Annotated in this window: 21 protein-coding genes; 5 read left to right on the top strand and 16 right to left on the bottom strand. The window is 53.6% G+C overall.

Going from position 1 to position 19,066, the window contains the following annotated elements; genetic code table 11:
- Positions 1-118 precede the first annotated feature (118 nt).
- From PVA01S_RS16510 to PVA01S_RS16470, 9 genes are all read right to left on the bottom strand, one after another.
- Positions 119-1,078: an ABC transporter ATP-binding protein gene (locus PVA01S_RS16510; protein WP_127608525.1), complete on the bottom strand. Its 960-nt coding sequence runs from the start codon at positions 1,076-1,078 to the stop codon at positions 119-121.
- Positions 1,075-2,100, bottom strand: coding sequence for an ABC transporter ATP-binding protein (locus PVA01S_RS16505; RefSeq protein WP_054797365.1), 1,026 nt, complete (start codon positions 2,098-2,100; stop codon positions 1,075-1,077). The genes PVA01S_RS16510 and PVA01S_RS16505 overlap by 4 nt, the downstream gene beginning before the upstream one ends.
- A 28-nt stretch (positions 2,101-2,128) precedes the next feature.
- Positions 2,129-3,043 carry an ABC transporter permease gene (locus PVA01S_RS16500; protein ID WP_127608524.1) on the bottom strand — a complete coding sequence of 305 codons (915 nt, stop codon included), beginning with the start codon at positions 3,041-3,043 and terminating at the stop codon, positions 2,129-2,131.
- Entirely contained in the window at positions 3,043-3,978 is a 936-nt protein-coding gene (locus tag PVA01S_RS16495) for an ABC transporter permease (protein WP_127608523.1), read from the bottom strand. Before PVA01S_RS16495 ends, PVA01S_RS16500 begins: the two co-directional genes overlap by 1 nt.
- A gap of 224 nt (positions 3,979-4,202) precedes the next feature.
- Entirely contained in the window at positions 4,203-5,870 is a 1,668-nt protein-coding gene (locus PVA01S_RS16490; protein ID WP_127608522.1) for a peptide ABC transporter substrate-binding protein, read from the bottom strand.
- A gap of 302 nt (positions 5,871-6,172) precedes the next feature.
- Positions 6,173-6,448, bottom strand: coding sequence for a late competence development ComFB family protein (locus PVA01S_RS16485; RefSeq protein ID WP_054797364.1), 276 nt, complete (start codon positions 6,446-6,448; stop codon positions 6,173-6,175).
- A gap of 13 nt (positions 6,449-6,461) precedes the next feature.
- A complete protein-coding gene (locus PVA01S_RS16480; protein WP_127608521.1) occupies positions 6,462-6,857 on the bottom strand; it encodes a DUF3397 domain-containing protein in 396 nt (131 codons plus the stop codon).
- A gap of 27 nt (positions 6,858-6,884) precedes the next feature.
- Positions 6,885-7,886, bottom strand: coding sequence for a ketopantoate reductase family protein (locus PVA01S_RS16475; RefSeq protein WP_127608520.1), 1,002 nt, complete (start codon positions 7,884-7,886; stop codon positions 6,885-6,887).
- 189 nt (positions 7,887-8,075) lie between these two features.
- On the bottom strand, positions 8,076-8,720 hold the full coding sequence (locus PVA01S_RS16470) for an RsfA family transcriptional regulator (RefSeq protein ID WP_127608519.1): 645 nt from the start codon (positions 8,718-8,720) through the stop codon (positions 8,076-8,078).
- Positions 8,721-9,021: 301 nt separating this feature from the next.
- Here PVA01S_RS16470 and PVA01S_RS16465 point away from each other — a divergent pair, with 301 nt between their 5' ends.
- On the top strand, positions 9,022-9,252 hold the full coding sequence (locus PVA01S_RS16465) for a DUF2626 domain-containing protein (RefSeq protein ID WP_054800017.1): 231 nt from the start codon (positions 9,022-9,024) through the stop codon (positions 9,250-9,252).
- Positions 9,253-9,308: 56 nt separating this feature from the next.
- On the opposite strand, the gene PVA01S_RS16460 is transcribed toward PVA01S_RS16465, so the two are convergent.
- Positions 9,309-10,424 carry a class I SAM-dependent methyltransferase gene (locus PVA01S_RS16460; protein WP_127608518.1) on the bottom strand — a complete coding sequence of 372 codons (1,116 nt, stop codon included), beginning with the start codon at positions 10,422-10,424 and terminating at the stop codon, positions 9,309-9,311.
- A gap of 130 nt (positions 10,425-10,554) precedes the next feature.
- Here PVA01S_RS16460 and PVA01S_RS16455 point away from each other — a divergent pair, with 130 nt between their 5' ends.
- From PVA01S_RS16455 to PVA01S_RS16445, 3 genes are all read left to right on the top strand, one after another.
- Positions 10,555-11,490 carry a hypothetical protein gene (locus PVA01S_RS16455; protein WP_127608517.1) on the top strand — a complete coding sequence of 312 codons (936 nt, stop codon included), beginning with the start codon at positions 10,555-10,557 and terminating at the stop codon, positions 11,488-11,490.
- A gap of 192 nt (positions 11,491-11,682) precedes the next feature.
- The gene (locus PVA01S_RS16450) at positions 11,683-12,807 is read left to right on the top strand and encodes a hypothetical protein (RefSeq protein WP_127608516.1); all 1,125 of its coding nucleotides are present in this window, start codon (positions 11,683-11,685) and stop codon (positions 12,805-12,807) included.
- Positions 12,808-12,832: 25 nt separating this feature from the next.
- Entirely contained in the window at positions 12,833-13,405 is a 573-nt protein-coding gene (locus PVA01S_RS16445; RefSeq protein ID WP_054797361.1) for a hypothetical protein, read from the top strand.
- A 34-nt stretch (positions 13,406-13,439) separates the two neighbouring features.
- On the opposite strand, the gene PVA01S_RS16440 is transcribed toward PVA01S_RS16445, so the two are convergent.
- Entirely contained in the window at positions 13,440-14,774 is a 1,335-nt protein-coding gene (locus PVA01S_RS16440; protein ID WP_127608515.1) for a PhoH family protein, read from the bottom strand.
- A 106-nt stretch (positions 14,775-14,880) separates the two neighbouring features.
- On the opposite strand from PVA01S_RS16440, the gene PVA01S_RS16435 reads away from it, so the two are divergent.
- Positions 14,881-15,438 (top strand): YhcN/YlaJ family sporulation lipoprotein, encoded by a 558-nt coding sequence (locus PVA01S_RS16435; protein ID WP_054797360.1) that lies wholly within the window; start codon positions 14,881-14,883, stop codon positions 15,436-15,438.
- 41 nt (positions 15,439-15,479) lie between these two features.
- Here PVA01S_RS16435 and PVA01S_RS16430 read toward each other — a convergent pair whose 3' ends face one another.
- The 5 genes from PVA01S_RS16430 to typA form a co-directional block, all read right to left on the bottom strand.
- Positions 15,480-15,932 (bottom strand): pyridoxamine 5'-phosphate oxidase family protein, encoded by a 453-nt coding sequence (locus tag PVA01S_RS16430; RefSeq protein ID WP_054797359.1) that lies wholly within the window; start codon positions 15,930-15,932, stop codon positions 15,480-15,482.
- Between the two features lie 138 nt (positions 15,933-16,070).
- Positions 16,071-16,343 carry a hypothetical protein gene (locus PVA01S_RS16425; protein WP_127608514.1) on the bottom strand — a complete coding sequence of 91 codons (273 nt, stop codon included), beginning with the start codon at positions 16,341-16,343 and terminating at the stop codon, positions 16,071-16,073.
- On the bottom strand, positions 16,340-16,810 hold the full coding sequence (locus PVA01S_RS16420) for a hypothetical protein (RefSeq protein ID WP_054797358.1): 471 nt from the start codon (positions 16,808-16,810) through the stop codon (positions 16,340-16,342). Before PVA01S_RS16420 ends, PVA01S_RS16425 begins: the two co-directional genes overlap by 4 nt.
- Before the next feature lie 7 nt (positions 16,811-16,817).
- Complete coding sequence (locus PVA01S_RS16415) at positions 16,818-17,111, bottom strand: YlaH-like family protein (RefSeq protein WP_054797357.1); 294 nt, start codon at positions 17,109-17,111, stop codon at positions 16,818-16,820.
- A gap of 103 nt (positions 17,112-17,214) precedes the next feature.
- Entirely contained in the window at positions 17,215-19,062 is a 1,848-nt protein-coding gene (gene typA, locus PVA01S_RS16410; protein WP_127608513.1) for a translational GTPase TypA, read from the bottom strand.
- Positions 19,063-19,066: the final 4 nt, after the last annotated feature.

Genomic DNA, 19,066 nt, shown 5'->3' with positions numbered 1-19,066 from the left:
CAAACGCAAAGCTCCCGCCGCCCTTTCCTCTGTATGGAGTCGAACTCGTATTGACAACTCATTCCTACTGATGTTAACAAAAAAAGCCCCCAAAGAGCAAGGGGCTTCTCGTAAGCTGTTAATAAAGATGGCAAGCGGTAAAGTGTCCCGGCTTCACTTCTTTGAATTCCGGCATCACCGCTGCGCATTCCGGCATCGCCATCGGACAGCGGGTCCGGAACGGACAGCCGCTGGGCGGGTTGAGCGGGCTCGGAATCTCACCCTGCAGAATGATGCGCTCGCGCGTACGCTCAACTTCGGGATCCGGAATCGGGATCGCCGACAGCAGCGATTGCGTGTACGGGTGCAGCGGGTTCGCGTACAGCTCCTCCGCCGTCGTCACCTCGACCAGTTTGCCCAAGTACATCACGCCGATGCGATCGGAGATGTGCTTGACCATCGCCAAGTCGTGCGCGATGAACAAGTAGGTCAGACCGCGTTCCTTCTGCAGCTTCTTAAACAGGTTGACGACTTGCGCTTGTACAGACACGTCCAGCGCCGATATCGGCTCGTCCGCAATGATGAACTGCGGCTCGATCGCGAGCGCCCGGGCAATGCCGATCCGCTGGCGCTGACCGCCCGAAAACTCGTGCGGGAACCGGTTTGCGTGTTCTTCGTTCAAGCCGACGGCTTGCAGCAGCTCGGATACGCGAGCCTTGCGCTGCTTGCCCGTGTACAGCCCGTGAATGTCGATTCCCTCAGCGATAATGTTGCCGACGGTCATCCGCGGATTCAACGAAGCGTACGGATCTTGGAACACCATCTGCATGTGACGGCGAAACTCCTGCTGCTTGCGGCCGCGAAGGCCGTGAACGTTCTCTCCGTTAAAGAGCACCTCGCCGCCGGTCGCTTCATAGAGCCGGATGATCGTGCGACCGGCCGTCGACTTGCCGCATCCGGATTCGCCGACGAGTCCGAACGTCTCGCCGCGCTCGATGGCGAAATTCAAGCCGTCGACGGCTTTCAACGTTTTGCCGCTGCCCAGGTGAAAATGCTTCTTCAAATCGCGAACTTCCAATAAAGGCTGCGGCTTACTCATCGCGAGACACCTCCCGTTTCTAGCGGACGTTCGACCTTCGGCGCGTCCGGATGCAGCAGCCAACAGGCGGCCGCATGCGTTTCGGAGAGCGGGGTCTGCTCCGGATCGTTCTCCAGACATACTTTCATCGCATAAGGGCAGCGCGCTGCGAAAGCACAGCCCTTGGGCGGTGCGAACAGATCCGGCGGCGTGCCCGGAATCGGAATCAGATCACTATCCTTGTCCTGATCCAGGCGCGGTACCGAACGGAGCAGCCCCCATGTGTATGGATGTCTCGATTGATAGAAAATTTCATCGACGGTACCTTGCTCCACCACTTTGCCCGCATACATGACGACGACGCGCTGCGCCATCTCCGCGACAACGCCAAGGTCGTGCGTAATGACGATGATGGACGCTTCCGTTTGCTCCGACAGCTTCTTCATCAAGTCGATGATCTGCGCCTGAATCGTCACGTCAAGCGCCGTCGTCGGTTCATCCGCGATCAGCAGCTTCGGATTGCACGCCAGCGCGATCGCAATCATCACGCGCTGCCGCATGCCGCCGGAGAGTTCGTGCGGATATTGGTGAATCCGGCCTTCCGGATTGGAAATGCCGACCAGCTTCAGGATTTCAACCGCTCGCGCGTTAGCGGCGTCACGGCTCAAGCCTTGATGCTTGATCAGGCCTTCTGTTATTTGCTTGCCGATTGTCATCGTCGGATTCAGCGACGTCATCGGATCCTGGAAAATCATCCCCATCTCCGAACCGCGGATGCTCTCCATCTGCGAATTTGAACAGCTGGTAATTTCCGTCTTGCCGTCAAACAAGATCGAACCGCCTTTAATCCAGCTCGGCGGCGAAGGAATCAGCCGCATGATCGTTTGTGCCGTCACGGATTTCCCGCACCCGGATTCGCCTACGATCGCCAATACTTCGCCTTTATCTAAATGAAAGGATACGCCCCGCACAGCTTGTACTTCGCCGGCGTAGGTGCGGAACGAAACCCGCAAATCCTTAACTTCCAATATCGGTTTACTCATGAATTGTCACCTCCGAATAACTGACTGCTTATTTGCGCATCTTCGGATCAAGGGCATCCCGCAGGCCATCGCCGAGCAGGTTGAAGCTCATCAGGATCAAACTGAACAGCAGCGTCGGGAAAATAACCCGATGCGGATACAAGCGAATCGAATTCGCGCCGTCGGACAACAGCGAACCTAACGATGCCAGCGGAACCCGGATGCCAAGTCCGATAAAACTGAGGAACGCTTCAACGAAAATCGCCGAAGGGACGATGAACGTAATTTGTACAATAATCAAACCGAGCGCGTTCGGCACCAAATGCTTCATAATAATGCGCGCGCCCCCGGCGCCGAGGGTACGAGCCGCAAGCACGTATTCCTGTTCCTTCAATTGTAAAACTTGACCGCGCACAAGCCTCGCCATAGGCACCCAGCCGGTGATGGCATAGGCAATGATAATCGTCTTGAAGCCCGGTCCGATCACGATAATCAACAAAATGGAAATCAACAGAAATGGGATCGAATAAATAATTTCGATGAACCGCTGCATAATATCATCGACGCGGCCCCCGTAGTAAGCGGAGATTCCGCCGTAAATGACCCCGAACACGAGGTCGAGCAGCGCGGCCGTAATTCCGATCGCAAGCGAGATCCTCGTACCCCACCATACCCGAACCCACAAATCCCTTCCGAAGTCGTCCGTGCCGAACCAGTGGACGGCCGAAGGCCCCATGTTTTTAATATCATAGTTTTGCGTCGCATAGTCGAATTTGGACAAAATCGGACCGAAGATCGACAGAAGCGTCAGAAGGATGAGCGTGATCAAGCCGAACATGGCGAGCTTGTTTTTTTTCAACCGCCGCCAAGCGTCCTGCCAATTCGTCATCGACGGACGAACGATCGTTTCCCGGTTCACTTCTTCCTTGCCGACCGGCTGGAACAGATCTTTGGATATTTCCATCATTTGCTTCCTCCCTTCGCCAAGCGTATCCGCGGATCGACAAGCCCATAGAGCACATCGGTAATAAACAGCACCACGACGAGAATAAACGCATAGAAAATCGTCAAACCCGTAATCATCGTGTAGTCATTGGAATAAATCGACTGGACGAAATGCTTGCCGAGACCCGGCACAACAAAAATTTGCTCCACGACCAGCGTACCTGTAATCAGGTTAACGAATACGGGACCGAGCACCGTAATGACCGGCAAAATCGCATTCCGGACCGTATGCTTCACCACAATCGAAGGCGAGGATAATCCTTTGGCCCGCGCCGTCTTAATGTAGTCTTGATTCAGCACGTCGAGCATCGACGTTCGCATAAGCCGGGCCAGGATGGCAATGGTACCGAACGATAACGCGATGGCGGGCAGTACCCTGGACGAAGGCCCTGTCCACATGCCCGGCGGCAGCCAGCCGAGCTTCACGCCAACGAAATAGGAGAGCAGTGGTCCGAGCACGAAGGAAGGAATCGAAATCCCGACGATAGCCGTAAACATCGCCGCCACGTCCAGCCCCTTGTTATGATTTAACGATGCAACAATACCGAGAATAAGACCGACGACAATAGCGATCAGCAGCGCCCACATTCCAAGCTCGAGCGAGGCCGGGAATGCTTGTTGAATAATATCCGTCACTTTACGCGTAGGAAACTGGAACGAAACACCCAGATCGCCGTGAATGACGTTGTTCATATATTTGAGGTACTGATTCCAGATCGGCTGGTCGAGACCGTATTGGGCATACAGGATCTGACGCTGCTCAACGGTCATTTTCTGCGAGTCTTCGCCAAACGGGTCCCCCGGCAAATTTTTCATCAACACGAATGTGAATGTCACAATGAGCCATAAGGTTACCACCATATACACCAGACGTCGTAGCAAGTAACGAAGCATGGCACACCTCCTAAACTAGTAAAAAAACAATTGCGCACAGCGCGGCCGAATCAGCCGAACTGCTTCGCAAGCATAGTAGACAACACCATGGACTATGTTTGCGAAGCAGTTCCGCGCAACCGCCGTCCTTACCTGTCGCCAGCGGTCCAAAAGAAAAATCGAGGCCGTTCTTCATAAGCAGAACGGCCCCCTCTTGCATCGAATCAGCCTCGATTAATATAAAATCACTTGATAGAAACCCATTTTAATTCCCACTCTTTGGACATCGCCGGCAGAATCAAACCGTCGACATTCACTTTCTTCGCGTACGGACGCGTACGGAAGTAGAGCGGGGCGACCGGTGCGTCGTTCATCAACATTTTCTCGGCGTCAACGAGCATTTGGGAACGTTTCGCCAAGTCAACCTCTTTGTCGGCCGCTTTGACCAGATCATCGTAAGCTTTGTTGTTGTACTGCACGTAGTTAAAAGACTTGTTATCGGACATCCACATGTTAAGGAACGTCATCGGGTCGTTATAGTCCGCGCCCCACAAAGCGATCAACGCGTCAAAGTTGTTCTCCTGCATATTTTTCACGCGAAGTGCGAATGGCAGCGGTTCGCCGTCCACTTCGACTCCCAGATTTTGTTTCCATTGCGCTTGAACAAACTCGATCGTTTTCTTAGCCGTTTCCGTATCGTCGGAAGTCAGCTTGAACTTCGGCAATGACGTCATGTTCAGTTCCTGCAAACCTTCGGCAAGCAGCGCCTTCGCAGCTGCCACGTCGTACGCAAACTGCGTATCGCCCGCTACTTTACGGAACTCTTGCTTGTTGCCGTCCATCACTGTTCCCGGCACCAAACCGGTGGAAGGGATCGAGGCGCCGCCAAGCACAACTTCATTCAACGCTTTGCGGTCTACGGCCATGCCGAGCGCTTTACGTATTTTTGCGTTAGCAAACGCCGGCACTTTGTTGTTATGGAACATGATATAGCTGGTAACAAATTCCTTTTTCAGCGTCAATTCCGGCTTGCCCTGATACATTTGGAATTGATCGCCTTTAAGTTCCGTCAGGTCAACTTGATCCGTCTCAAACATATTCAGAGCCGTATTCGGGTCTTTGACGACGTTAACGGTAACTTTGGTCAACTTCACGTTAGCGGCGTCCCAATAATTTTCGTTTTTGACCATGACGAGCTGCTGCTCATGATCCCACTTTTCCAGCTTGAACGGACCTGCGCCGATTACCTTGTCCGCATCCGCGCCGTATTTGTCGCCTTGCGTTTTCACGAAGTCCGCTTTCTGCGGGAAGAAGATCGGCATGGACAATTGATCGGTGAAGAACGCGACCGGACGCTCCAAGGTGATTTCAAGCGTTCTATCGTCCTTCGCCTTCACGCCGAGCTCCGCTTTCCTGGCTTCGACTTCTTCCGGCTTCGCTGTATTCAAAGCTGTTCCGCCTTTAATCCAGGCAAGCATCGATGCGTATTTCGCTTTCGTGGCCGGATCCAGGGTGCGTTGGTAGGCCCACACGAAGTCATTTGCGGTCAGCGGCGAGCCGTCTGCCCATTTCAAACCGTCACGCAGCGTGATCGTGTACACCAGACCGTCCGGAGAAATGCTCGGCAGCTCTTTAGCTAGCGCCGGCTCCGGCTTGCCTTCCCCGTTAAGACGATACAAACCTTCATTGATCGCATTGATGATCGTGAAGGTCGGGTTTGTCGTTGCAATCGAGCTATCTAAAGCTGGCGGTTCGGCCGATAAATTGATTCGAATTTCTTGCGCCGACGCTTTTCCGGGTTCTGTTGCAGCACCCCCCGCTTGGTCATTGTTGGCATTGCCTGAACATCCCGCAACCGTAGCGCCAAGCACGGCCGTTACAGTCGCCAAGACTAGAAGTTTATTCAACTTCATAGACATCCTCCTCAAATATGTAATTATATGTTAATTACGAACTAGTCCAGAATTCCAACCAAAGTAATATTATCCTGTATTTATTCATTGAATTTATTATCTTTCCAATTGTAAATAGCTGTAATCGTTGCCAGATAGAAATTATACATCCATTGGTCAATAAATTCTAGTACTATTATTTAACATTGGTTAATTATTAGATGATGTAGCCGCACAAAAAAACGCGGCAGCTTCCCTGTTTCCTGAAAAAAAAGAGCCTATGTCATAGGCTCTCAAATCAGGTACTATTTTATTCGCAACATTTAAGATAAATCCAACTTGCGCACCGAGTTCAACACCTTATCGATCGCATAGGACAATTCGCGGTAAACGTCGGTTTCGGCCTGCATCCCCATCTGGGCCTTGGCAATCACTTCGCCCCTAGCGGTTGAGACGTACTTCGCGGGCAGCCGATTCAGCGCGATGGCCATAATGTCGCTCTGGGACTTCTCGTCCAAAGCGGACAATTGCTCTTGGTGCAGCATTAAATCTTTTAGACACGCTTTCACAACATCCTCCATCAAATTATGTACGTTCAAACGTCTTCTCCTCCTAAGGCTCAAACATATACTTTCCTATTCCCACTACAAGCAGCAATACGTAACAAGCCGTTAGCACAAGGAACCCGAATCTTCCCAGCGTACGGGCGATCTTCATCATATCGATCCGGCCCTTGAGGCGGTTTTGTAAATTTCCGAGCAAACCCGCGGCAACCAGAAACAGAAGCACGATCGTCCACGACAGCATCCCGGAACCGAACAAATTGCGGCTCATGAAGGCGACGGATCCGATAAGAAACAGCGTTGTGATGTCCATACTAAGGTGCGTGGCCTTCCGCTTATCCCGGCTGACCCAATAGGCAATCGTCCAGACGATGAAAAAAGCTACGAAAGGAACAAGAGCAAGCAGCATATAGAGCTGATGAAGCCAACCGATCAGTACATTCATGACATCACCCGATTCGAACGAAATGGTTCAGCCGTTTGCCGAATTCCGCTCCTCCAACGCCTTCACAAGTCGATAGACGCTCTTGTGAACCGTCATGTCAAGCCCGAGGTCCTCACCCTTCCGGATCAGGCTTCCGTTAATGGCTTCGATCTCCGTCCGCCTTCCGGCCAGTATGTCCTGCAGCATAGATGAACGGTTAGTCGCCGTTAGCCTGCAAACTTGAAGCAGACGCTCCCAGAGTCCTGATTCCAACTGAATTCCCAGCGCGGCGGCAACCTTCTCGCCTTCCGCCAGCAAATCGCGCATGTAATCCTGCAGCCCGGAAGTTTGCAAAAGTTCGCCGTTGCGCACGTGCAGAATAGCAGTCAACGGATTAACGACGGCATTGATCAGCAGTTTTTGCCAAATGCGGCTAGTGATGTCATTCGACAGAAAGGTACGAAATCCTGCCGATTCGAGCTCTATTGCCAGATTTTTTTGTGTTTTTTCCCTTAATGAACGCTCCGTCCCCGACACATCCTGAAATCGGGATGAATCCGGCGTCCAAGGCCCTGCCCAGGTTTCGCCTTGACCGGTATGGTCTGCCGCGGTATCCGACCGCTTCAGCGCGGCTTCGGTCGTAACGGCTAGAAGCAGCCGGCCGGCCGGGATATGCGTCGCCAGCGTCTCGGCGTGGCCGATTCCGTTCTGCAAGCAAACGACCCACGACATCGGCCCCATACGGCTTCTCAAGTTCTCGGCCAGCTGAACGGTGATGTCCGTCTGTTTAACGGTCAGGACGATATAATGCAGCTCAGGCGCTTCTGCGACGCCGCGGCTGCCTGCATCCGGCTCATCGATCCGGGTCACGTCCGGGAAGACGCGAAGCGGCGCTTCACCTTCGCGGCCCAGCGTGATCCCCTCTTGCGCCAGCCGCTGTCGTTGTTCCTCCCGCCGCACGACCAGCTCGGTCCTGTAACCCCCGGCCGTCAATTTAGCGGCAAACAATATCCCGAGCGCTCCTGCGCCAACAATGGTGTATCGACCCAAACGAACGTCACTTCCTTATCGGGTTTCTCGAACTTCTTCTCCCAACTCTACCATAAAAGCCAGGTCCGGTCGAAGGTTCTCGCCCCGCATCAGGTCCGCTCTGCCGAAAGCACAAAAACCTCCGTTCGGTTCCGGCACCATGATCCGGCATACCAAGAGGAGGCTTCGTTTTCTCGCAGTCAGACATTATCATTCAATACGTTCCAGGTTTCCATTCTCATCCATCTTAAAGCGCGCCTTCGTCTCCTCGTCTTCTTCCACGAGAAAGGCCAGCTTCCGCGCCCGATCCATGATTTGTATAAGCGCTTTATAATCGTCGTTCACGACCCGGTAATCGGTAGAAACGTCGCTAACTTGCTTGTTCAGTTCCTCATTCTCGCTCCGCAAACGCTCCAATTCATCCTGCTTGTCGTTCAATTCCTTCTCCAGCTGACGCAAATGGCGCACCATCTCTTGATAGCTGCCCTTCCACTGCCGTAAAAAGCGGATCACTGCGTCGATCGAAAGCTCTTCGACGATTCCGTCCGTCCGTACGCTTGACGAATCGGTTATGACCCCAACGCCGCCGGATACGCTTGCGAACGCATTCGCGTGCTTGCGCTGCTGGTTACGCTTCTGACGCTGCGCTTTCGCTATTTGTATCGCCGCTTCATACTTTTTACGAACGAAACTATTCCAGCGAAAGCCGCAAGCCGCTGCGGTTCTACCTATTTTTTCCCCTACTTCTTCAAACGCGGAAAGCTGCGTACTTCCTTCACGAATATGACGCAATGTCACCTCCGCTAAAATTAAGTCGTCTTCATCGCTCCATGCATCTTGTCGAATTGCGGTCATTGAAGCAGTCCTCCTAACCCCTGGGGTTTCATCCATCTATGATGGTCGTGCTGAACATGTTGCATTACCTTATCTCTATGCCCATGGTAGAGTTCATAGAATACTTTTCTAGTATTTTGTATTGCCATTTTTACAAGCAGTCATACATGTTTCCTTGCAAAAGGGTTAACATATATACACCGATCGTAAAATTGACTTAAATTCGTCACCGATTGGGCGTTTACACGTTAGACAGCTTTCGCTATAATGTTGGATAGTAATGTTAGTTTTTGAATTGTGAGCTTAGAGAGGGGGATGCACAATGGATCGCATGTTTCGCGTACTCGGCTTCTGGACACTGGCGATCGGGCTTATGGCTCTAGCCGGCGACTTTATTCCGATGGCGCTTCTCTTTTTCGCCCAAACGGCCATTTTCGTACTGCTCGGTTACTTGAAGCTGTCCGAACGCACCTACATATTGCTTTTCTGGGGCTACATGATTCTCTCGTTCTCAGGGGTTACGTATTGGTCATTCTTCAAAATGTCCATTTAATCTCTCCCAGACTCGGCAATGAATTTGAAAAAGGTGAACCGCATCTAAGCTGCGGCTCACCTTTTTTGTTGAATCAATACTTTAAACAGCTCGCTCATCCGGTCCGACAGCAGCAGTTGACGGATCGCCCGATTGCGCCGCGCCGCCGGGGAGAACGGATCACGGGCGTCATGATCCTGCAGCCCGTTAAGGATACCGTGCTCGACCAAAAATTGCTTTTGTGTGAAGTACGCGACCGTTTCCAGCCCTGCTTCCTCGCCCGCCTCCATCAAAGCGCTGAAATTGACATGTGCCGTAATATCCTGCTCGCCGACATGCTCAAGCGGGGTATCGCTCGCCTGATGTCCGCGGTAACAAAGCAGCGTCCCGTTCATCCGATGCGCCGCATGCAGCTCTTCCCGCGTATGACCGTAGTCGATCGTCAACACGCGGCATCCCGGGGCAAGCCGCCGGGCCGCCTGTCCATACCAGCGAAGCGAGTCCAAACTCGCTTCGAACCGCTGACCTTCCCGCTCCGGCAGATTTTCCGCCTCGATATAACGCAACAGTTCTTCGTTCCTTACCGGCTGCTCCGTTTCCTTGAACGAGCACGTGTCACCGTCGTAACGGACGCCAAGCTCCATCCAGCCCTTCGCCCGCCGGACAAGCCGATGAACCGGAAAAGCGTCCGGCAGCTCGTTCGAGAACAGGATCGCCTGCGCCCAAGTCCCTCCAGCCATCCAGCTTTCCGGCGTTATGAATTGCACGCGACCGGCATGAGAGGCCAGCGCCTCCGTTTGAAGCCGCCGGTGGTACGGACTCGCCTCGACGCTTGTATACATCACCTGTCTGTACACCGAGGCATCCGCTTCCTTCAATGCGTCGAGAAACTGCCGCGCAAACCGGCCGTCCCCCCCGCCCCACTCGACAAATTGCAGCGCCGCTCCTCGATCCATTGACTTCGCCGCGCCAATCGTATAGTGCGCGACGCATTCCCCTAGCAAAGCGCCGACCGAGGAGGCTGTGTAAAAATCGCCGGATCGACCGATTTTTTCTTGTTCCTTCATATAATATCCATACTTCGGATCGTATAAGGCCATCTCCATAAAATCCCTGAACGGGATCCAGCCGCCTTCGCTGTCCGCAATCTTATTGCGAATGATCCCCGCAAGTCCGGTCTCAACCTGATGCATGATCCCACCGCCTCAAACCATTTTACTACAGACAAAGCGCACCCGAATCGTTATAATTATACGGGTACCTCATTTCCATATTCATCGAGATTACTACATGATCCTATCCAATTCTAGGGGGCAGAATGAGATGTCCATCTCTCGCTTCACGCGATACGCCGCGTTGTTTGGCCTTACCGTTCTGCTTGTATCGGGCTGTACCGACCGCCAGCAGTTGAAAGAAGAGTGGCAGCAAGCCGCCGCCAAGCAAGAGCAAGCGTTAAGCTATCAATTCTCCGGCGAGCTTGACCTGCAGCTCGACGCCTCCCTGTTCGAGGGCGCTCCACCGTTAACCGCAGGCCTGTTGTCCGTCTTTAAAGAAAGCCGGATCGCCTATAGCGGCATAGCTTCGCTTAACGAACCCGTTCAACTCGAAGCCGACGTCAAGTTGACGCCCAAGGGCGCAGACAGCGGGCTGGAGCTTCCAATCTTACTTAAAGATAACAAATTGTACTTGCATATGCCAGCCGTCAACAAAACGGACGAATTTTTCATGCTGCCCCTTGGATCCAATGCCGATCGACTGAAGAACACCGGCCGAATGTCGGCCTCTGTCAGCGGCAAGCTGCTGCAAGCCGCGAACCCAGACTGGCTTGAATCCAGCGGAAACGATGAGCCGCTCGCGGGCGGAGAAACGGCCAAACACATCTCCATGCTGGTGACGGATAAAAATAAGCAGCAAGCCGCTTCTTATTTGGCCGCCGTTCTGCCCGCTATAGCCGACGAATGGCTGAGCAGCGGCTTGATCGGCGAAGCGCAAGCGAAAGCATGGAAGGAAGCGAGCCGTTCGCTGCAAGTGACAGCCCCTTCTTCGCTGGAGACCTGGATCGATAGCCAAGGGTTTATTCGCCAGCAGAAAGCACAGCTTCGTTTCACCTTGAAAGAGGGCGGCGCAGTCCACGCCATCCAGTGGACGCATCGAATAGATGCCGTCAATCAACCGCAGACGTTCGAGAAAGAAACGCCGAAGCTATTGAAGAATACGGATGAGATTTTGCGCCTGCTGCCCAAAGCCTCTCCGAACTAAAAGAACGTGCCGCACCGCCGGCTTATGAACGGGTACCTTCTATGCAGACACGGCAAATAAATGCCGAAAAGTCTACATGGAAGGTATTTTTATTAGCGCAGCTATCGGCCGCCGAACCGGCTGCTCCAAAATTTTGTTGTCATCTTTTTCCCCTTCCTATGATAATCTGTAGTTAAGAGGGACTGGAGGGACATGCGGGTGAAGATGCGAAAATGGGCGTTCCTGGGGCTGCTCTTGGCCGTTGTATACATACCGGTTCTATATCCTGCTTACAGTGCGGAAACCGGACAACCGTCGAATAAGGAACTGCTGCAAAAAGGATTGACGATCTTCGAAATCGACCAAGAGCTCCAACGAATCGAAGCGCAGGAAACGGAACTGCAGAGTCAAATCGCGTCCGCGGAGAACAATCTGGCGTCCGCGGAAGCGGCTTCCCGTGAGGCCCGCGTGCATGCGGCCAAAGTGATCCGCGCTTATTATATGGGAGACCGGGATTCGCTGTGGACGCTGCTGTTCGCCGCACGTTCGTTCTCCGACGGCTTGGCGACGCTTGAATATTTGCAAATGATAATCCGCAACGATAAACTGGCCTTAGGCCGGCATCAGGAAGCCTGGAAGCAGCAGTCGCAGATCAAGCAGTCGCTGGACGCGGCAAGCGCATCGCTGCAGCAGGCGAAGCAGCGTTATATCGAACAACGCGCGAAGCTCGTGGCGCTGCAGGATGAAGTGGACCGGCAGCTTGCTTCGCAAGAAGTGCAGGCCGTTAGCCTGCAGCAGCAGATGCTCGATCTCAACCGGTTGTGGTATGAGCAAGGCCTCCCCCAATTCAAGACGTACTTTAGGGAGCTGGCCCGAGCGATGCAGGATTTGCCCGAAATCATGTCGGGCAAAAACGGTGCCATACAAAGCAACAAAATCAGCCTGTTCGATAACGGCCTTCATTCCACGTTTCAGCTGACGGACGCCGAGCTCAACGATTATTTGCGTTCGAAGAACACGATGTTTCAAAATTTAACGTTTCATTTTTTACAGGATCAAGTGATCGCTTCCGGCTCACACGAAGGCATCGAGCTTTCGGTGAAGGGCACCTACATGCTGGCGACGAAAGAAACCGGGGGTTCAAAAAAGCCTTATATTCGCTTCCGTATCGATGAGCTGCAGTTTAACGGCTTTCTGCTGCCGGACACCACGGTGGAATCGCTGGAGAAGGAAATCGGTCTGAGCATTTATCCGGAGAAACTGGCGCCGTACTTGCAGGTAACCGAAGTGAAGCTGGAGGAAGGCAAGTTGAAGATTATTTTTAAACTGTTGTTTTAATCTGTCCGAGAGGTGACCGATTCCTATGGATTTCATGTTGAAATATGCGTTAGCCATGCATATGCCCGAAGGCAAAAGAGCCGGCTATTACGCACAAATCGTCAAGGCGTTGGCGGAACGCACGTCGCTGTTCGATCGGGACAAGGAACTGCTGATCTTCTCTTCCCCCGAAGAGCGCTCGGCGGCAGAACCGGTCATGACGCAGTACGCCGTTCCTGCCGAACCGATCGATTTGCTCCTGCTGCCTGCGAGCCTGCAGGCTCGCCCCACCTTCACCGACTTCGGCTTCGTCAGCCGCTTGGAGCAGCAGCCTTATCTTTACGCCGATATGGCGGCGCTGTTTCAACTCACCCACGCTCCAGCCGCGTCGCGTTCTTACGAGCCCGCCTCGGCGGCCGCTCAGCTGGACGAGCATGTGCTCGCCGATTGGCCTGCAGCATTCGACCCGGATGGTAAAGACGGCGCCGGTGACGATTACGGCCGGACGATCTTCGCCATCGAGGCGCAGCATGACCGGCTGGTTGAAGCCATCGCCGAAGCCTACGGCTGCGCGGTGCAGTGGCGATATCGGCCACAGCCTGCCCCCCACGCCAAATAAAGCCCTGGCCGATTCGGCCAGGGCTCTCTTCAGTTTACAGCAAATCCGCCGCCAGCTGTGCGAGGTTCGAACGTTCGCCCCGCTCCAGCATGATGTGACCGCTGATGCTTTGCTCCTTGAAGCGCTCGACAACATAGGTCAAGCCGTTGCTCGAGGCGTCCAGGTAAGGATGGTCGATCTGCTCCGGATCGCCGAGCAATACGATTTTACTGCCTTCGCCGACACGGGATACGATCGTTTTGACCTCGTGTTTGGACAAGTTTTGCGCCTCGTCGATAATAATAAACTGCCCCGGGATCGAACGGCCGCGGATATAGGTCAGCGCTTCGACCTGAATACTGCCGAGGCCGGCGAGAATTTTATCGATGTCGCCCGGCTTTTTCGTATCAAACAAAAACTCGAGGTTGTCGTACACCGGCTGCATCCAAGGCCGCAGCTTCTCATCCTTTTCCCCCGGCAAATACCCGATGTCCTTGCCCATCGGCACAACCGGGCGGGCGATCAGCAGCTTCTTGTACTTTCGCTCGTCCTCCACCTTCATAAGCCCCGCAGCAAGCGTCAGCAGCGTCTTCCCTGTACCGGCCTTACCCGTCAACGTCACAAGCGGCACATCGTCGTTGAGCAGCAGCTCGAGCGCCATCCGTTGTTGGGCGTTGCGGGCCGCTATCCCCCAGATCGGATCATTGCTCATGTAAAGCGGCTCGAGCTTACGGCCGTCGGCATTCACCTTCAGCAGCGCCGACTTGCTCGTGCCCATCTCATCCTTCAGAATGACGAACTCGTGCGGATGCAGCGGGTACGTCAAGTTCAACGAATTAACGCTCAGCGAACGGTAAGTGTAAAACTCATCGATGATGGCCGGGTGCACATGAAGCGTCAAGTGACCGCTGTAAATATCGTCAGCGACATTCACGACCCGATCCGTCAAGTAGTCCTGGGCCGTGATGCCGAGAACGTCGGCTTTAATGCGCACAAGCATGTCCTTGCTAACCAGTATGACCGGACGCGGCTCAGACCGCTCCTGCTCTTCCAGATGATAGTTCAACGCCACCGCCAAAATGCGGTTGTCGTTGTTTGCATCCGCAAACACTTCCTGAAGCTTGGCAAAGCTTCTGTGATTAAGCTCCACCTTCAAGCTGCCGCCGCTCGGCAGGGCGATGCCTTCGTACAAATGGCCGTTTGCCCTTAGCGCGTCCAGCATCCGGGAAATTTGCCGGGAATTGCGCCCGAGCTCGTCGGCGTTTCGCTTCTTCGAGTCAATTTCTTCCAATACAATGGCAGGGATGATGACTTCATTATCCTCAAAGGCGTAAATCGCATTGGGATCCTGCAACAGGACATTCGTATCCAACACATAAATTTTTTTCATGTGAGTCCCTCCCGGGTCTGGTGTTTGGCTCTATGCGATACATAGGAATTTGGCCGTGAGGACAAACTAACCAAAGCTGATGCTGCAGAGAAAGGATCGATGACGAATGAAAATGTTTGTCGCGGCAATCTTGTTGTTGTCCGCTGCTTTAGCAGGATGTAACCAATCACCAAAGAATGGAGCTTCCACCTCTCAAGCTGCTGATCCGAACCAACAGGTCAAGGCCCAGCAAACGGCACCGCAGAAGAAAGAAATTACTGACCCGCAGACGGTAGCGAAGCGGCTGGAACAAATCGCCCTCAGCGTTCCGAATGTAGAAAGCGCCAATTGCGTCGTGTTCGGAAATACGGCGATCGTCGGCATCAATGTGCCGCCGGGGATGGATCGGTCAAGGGTCGGTACCATCAAACTTTCCGTAGCGGAAGCATTAAAGAAAGATCCGTACGGCGTCGATGCCTTCGTAACCGCAGATATGGATTTAGGCGAACGTTTACAGAAAATCCGGAATCAACTTCAAAACGGCCGGGGCATTAACGGGCTTGCAGAAGAAATGGCTGCGATCATCGGGCGAATCATTCCGCAGATACCGCGCGACGTCGACCCCATTCGACCGAACGAACCGCAGAACAGCGGCAATCCGCAAGTCCCCAACCCATCGCTTTAATAAAAAATCGTGTGCAAAAAAGCCTAGAAACGAAAACGGATCTAGGCTTTTTTCATGGCGCTGAACACTTGCGTATCCAGTTTCTCAGCGGCACGCTTGTCATACGTCTTCTCATATTCAGGTTGAACCGAAATGCGCGCTCCGTAGAACATCCCATCGCGAACTTCCGTTACTTCAATATCGAAGCAGGCCAGTTTGAATGGCACCTCGTCGAGAGCATCGGTAACCAGACGCGCTTTGCCGTAAATGGCATGGACGGAACCGGCACCAATATAAGTTAATGTGACCAGCGGATTGGCCTTCATATTCGTTATGAGCCGAGAACGTTGATCCACGGCGAAACGAATCGTGGAAGCATCCTTGGCGAACAGCCATGAAATGGCATTCATGGTCGGCGAACCGCTTTCGTGATCGATCGTGCTCAAAAGGGTGAGCGCTTCTTTCTGCAAATGTTCGATCAGTTGCTCGGATAGTGCTGTGATCGTTTCCGCCATAGAGTCGCCTCCTGTGTTAATAGTTCCTATTGCTACATCCATTATATCATACGCAAATTGGTACAGCTACCGATAGTTGCAACAGACACTCCCTTCACTTTTGAATACTTTATTTTATCTAAATGTCCGGAAATTATGTCATTCGTTATATTTGGGATTCGAATTAATATCGGTCAGCAGCTGCTCGGCCAATTCCCGGTCGTACCGCTGCATACGGGTTTGTCCGTCCTGCTCGTACTCCACGCGGTACAAATCGTCGTTCTCCTCATAAGAGAACCGGCTCAAGGCATGGTCCTCCCGTAAGATGAGCTCGAAAAAATCTTTCGTTTCGCGCGCCGCTCCGTCCTCCGGACGTGCTTCGGCCACGATGCTGATTTGCAGCCAGTTAAACAATGTATCCTGCAAATTCATCGATCGACTCCGTCCTCTCTCAGCATAATGATCCGGTCGCCCCGCAATAACCAGGCTCGCAGCGCGGCCGCCCACTCTTCCGTCCCCGGCTCGAGATCGGCTAGACTTAACAAACGGGCTGCTTCTCCGGGCGAAGGCAGGCCCGATAAATAAGCTTCCGCGCAATGCGAAAGCGGCCACCCCGCGGAAGGCTCCTCGTCAGTCGCCGTCGAAGCCTCCAGGCTGCGCAGCACAATCGGCCCGGCAGATCCGAGGGCAAACGGCAGATCATCCGTGCCGCAAGCGTCCAGCGCCTCGTCAGCTACAAGCAGATGGGCTTTGAACGCCAGCAGCAGCCGCGGATGAACCGCTTGCAGCGCACGCACAAAGCGGTCGCGTTTATCAGCCGGGGCCAGCGCGAATCTCTCCTCACTGAACACCGCGGTTTCGCCGTCCCATTCCAGCGGCACAAGCCAGTACGTCGCCATGCGAAATTCACTCCTTGCCAGGATCAGTGGGTTTACCCTTATTGATGCGTTCCTGTACGAAATAACGCAGGCGAAGCGTCAGCATCAAGCCCACGGCCACCGATAAGCTCAAGATGATCGGCAAGCCCGCCAATTGAAAGAACAACAGCATCAAGGAGCCGAGCGCAAGCAGCAAATAAATGACCGCTTCTTTCAGCAAAGGCAGCTTGCGCGCCCGAAACACTTTGTTGTATACGTATGTAAGAAGAACGAATATAAGCACGTAAGCGATCCAAGGATGCGCCCTAAACCATTCGAGCATACGTACCGACACCTCCGGTTCCAAAGGGATAGAATAGTTATGAAGAAAGCTCTGATCGCTCAGAGCTTTCCCCGCTTAATGTTACGAAGTTATAGTTAGTTAGTTAGACGCTGCTTTCCGCCATCTTGCGGTGCTTCTCGAAGCGCTCGCGCTCGCTCTTGTTCAAAATCTTCTTGCGCAAGCGAATCGATTTCGGCGTAATCTCGCAATACTCGTCGTCGTTCAAATATTCCAGTGCTTGTTCCATCGAGTGGATGCGCGGCGTCTTCAGACGTACGGTCTCCTCTTTCGTTGCGGAACGAACGTTGGTCAGCTGCTTCTCTTTACAGATGTTCACGATGATGTCGGTATCGCGGTTATGCTCGCCGACGATCATGCCCTCATAAACTTCCGTGCCCGGCTCCAGAAACAGGATGCCGCGGTCTTCCACGGAAAGCATGCCGTAGAAGGTCGACGTTCCCGTCTCGCTGGAGACGAGTACCCCTTCGTGACGTCCGCCTACGCCGCTGCCGGCGTAAGGACCGTAGCTGTCGAACGCATGGTTCATCACGCCGTAACCGCGCGTCAGCGTCAGGAAATAGGTGCGGTAACCGATCAATCCGCGGGCCGGAATCAGGAATTCCAGACGCACATTGCCGTTGCCGTTGTTAATCATGTTAACCATCTCGGCTTTGCGCGTACCGAGACTTTCCATAACGGAACCCATGCTGTCTTCCGGCACGTCGATGATCAGGCGCTCGATCGGCTCCATCTTCTGGCCGTCGATCTCTTTAATGATAACTTCCGGTTTCGATACTTGAAGCTCGAAGCCTTCGCGGCGCATATTCTCAATCAGAATCCCGAGATGAAGCTCGCCGCGGCCAGAAACGATGAACGCATCCGGGCTGTCGGTTTCTTCAACGCGCAGCGAGACGTCGGTCTCCAGCTCTTTCATCAGCCGTTCGCGCAGCTTCCTCGACGTGACGTGTTTCCCTTCACGGCCGGCGAACGGACTGTTGTTGACGAGGAACGTCATTTGCAGCGTCGGCTCGTCGATCTTCAGCACCGGAAGCGCCTCAGGGTTAGCCGGATCGGCCAGCGTTTCGCCGATATTGATGTCTTTAATACCGGAAATCGCAACGATATCACCGGCACCCGCTTCTTCGATCTCCAAACGTTTCAGCCCCTGGAAGCCGAACAGCTTTTCCACGCGCGCCTGTTTAATTTGACCTTCGCGGTTGATGACGGCGATCTGCTGACCTTGGCGGACGACGCCGCGGTTCACCCGGCCGATGGCGATACGGCCCAGGTACTCGTTATAATCCATCAACGTGACCAAAAATTGCAGCGGCTCTTCTACGCTTTCCGTCGGAGCCGGAATATGATTCACGATCGTTTCGTACAAGGCCTGCATGTTGTTTTCCTGTTTAGCAGGATCCGGATCAAGGCTGGACGTTCCCATCAGAGCGGACGCATAGGCGACGGGGAAATCCAATTGCGCGTCGTCGGCGCCAAGCTCGATGAACAAATCGAGCACCTCGTCTACCACTTCGGCCGGACGGGCGTTCGGACGGTCGATTTTGTTCACGACGACGATCGGCGTCAAGTGCTGCTCCAACGCTTTGCGCAGCACGAACTTCGTTTGCGGCATCGTGCCTTCGAACGCATCAACAACGAGCAGAACGCCGTCAACCATCTTCATAATCCGTTCCACTTCGCCGCCGAAGTCGGCGTGGCCCGGCGTATCCACGATATTAATCAAGTAGTCTTTGTAACTGATGGCGGTGTTTTTAGCCAAAATGGTAATGCCCCGCTCACGCTCCAAGTCATTGGAGTCCATGGCTCTCTCCTGCACCGCTTCATTGTCCCGGAACGTACCGGATTGCTGGAGAAGCTTGTCGACAAGCGTCGTTTTCCCGTGATCGACGTGGGCAATAATAGCAATATTGCGAATTTTATCTCTGGCATGCATAGGT

The organism is Paenibacillus validus NBRC 15382, assembly GCF_004000985.1.
Classification (GTDB): domain Bacteria; phylum Bacillota; class Bacilli; order Paenibacillales; family NBRC-103111; genus Paenibacillus_G; species Paenibacillus_G validus.
Note: the sequence above shows the minus strand (reverse complement) of the source record. Positions and strands in the feature narration are given on the sequence as shown.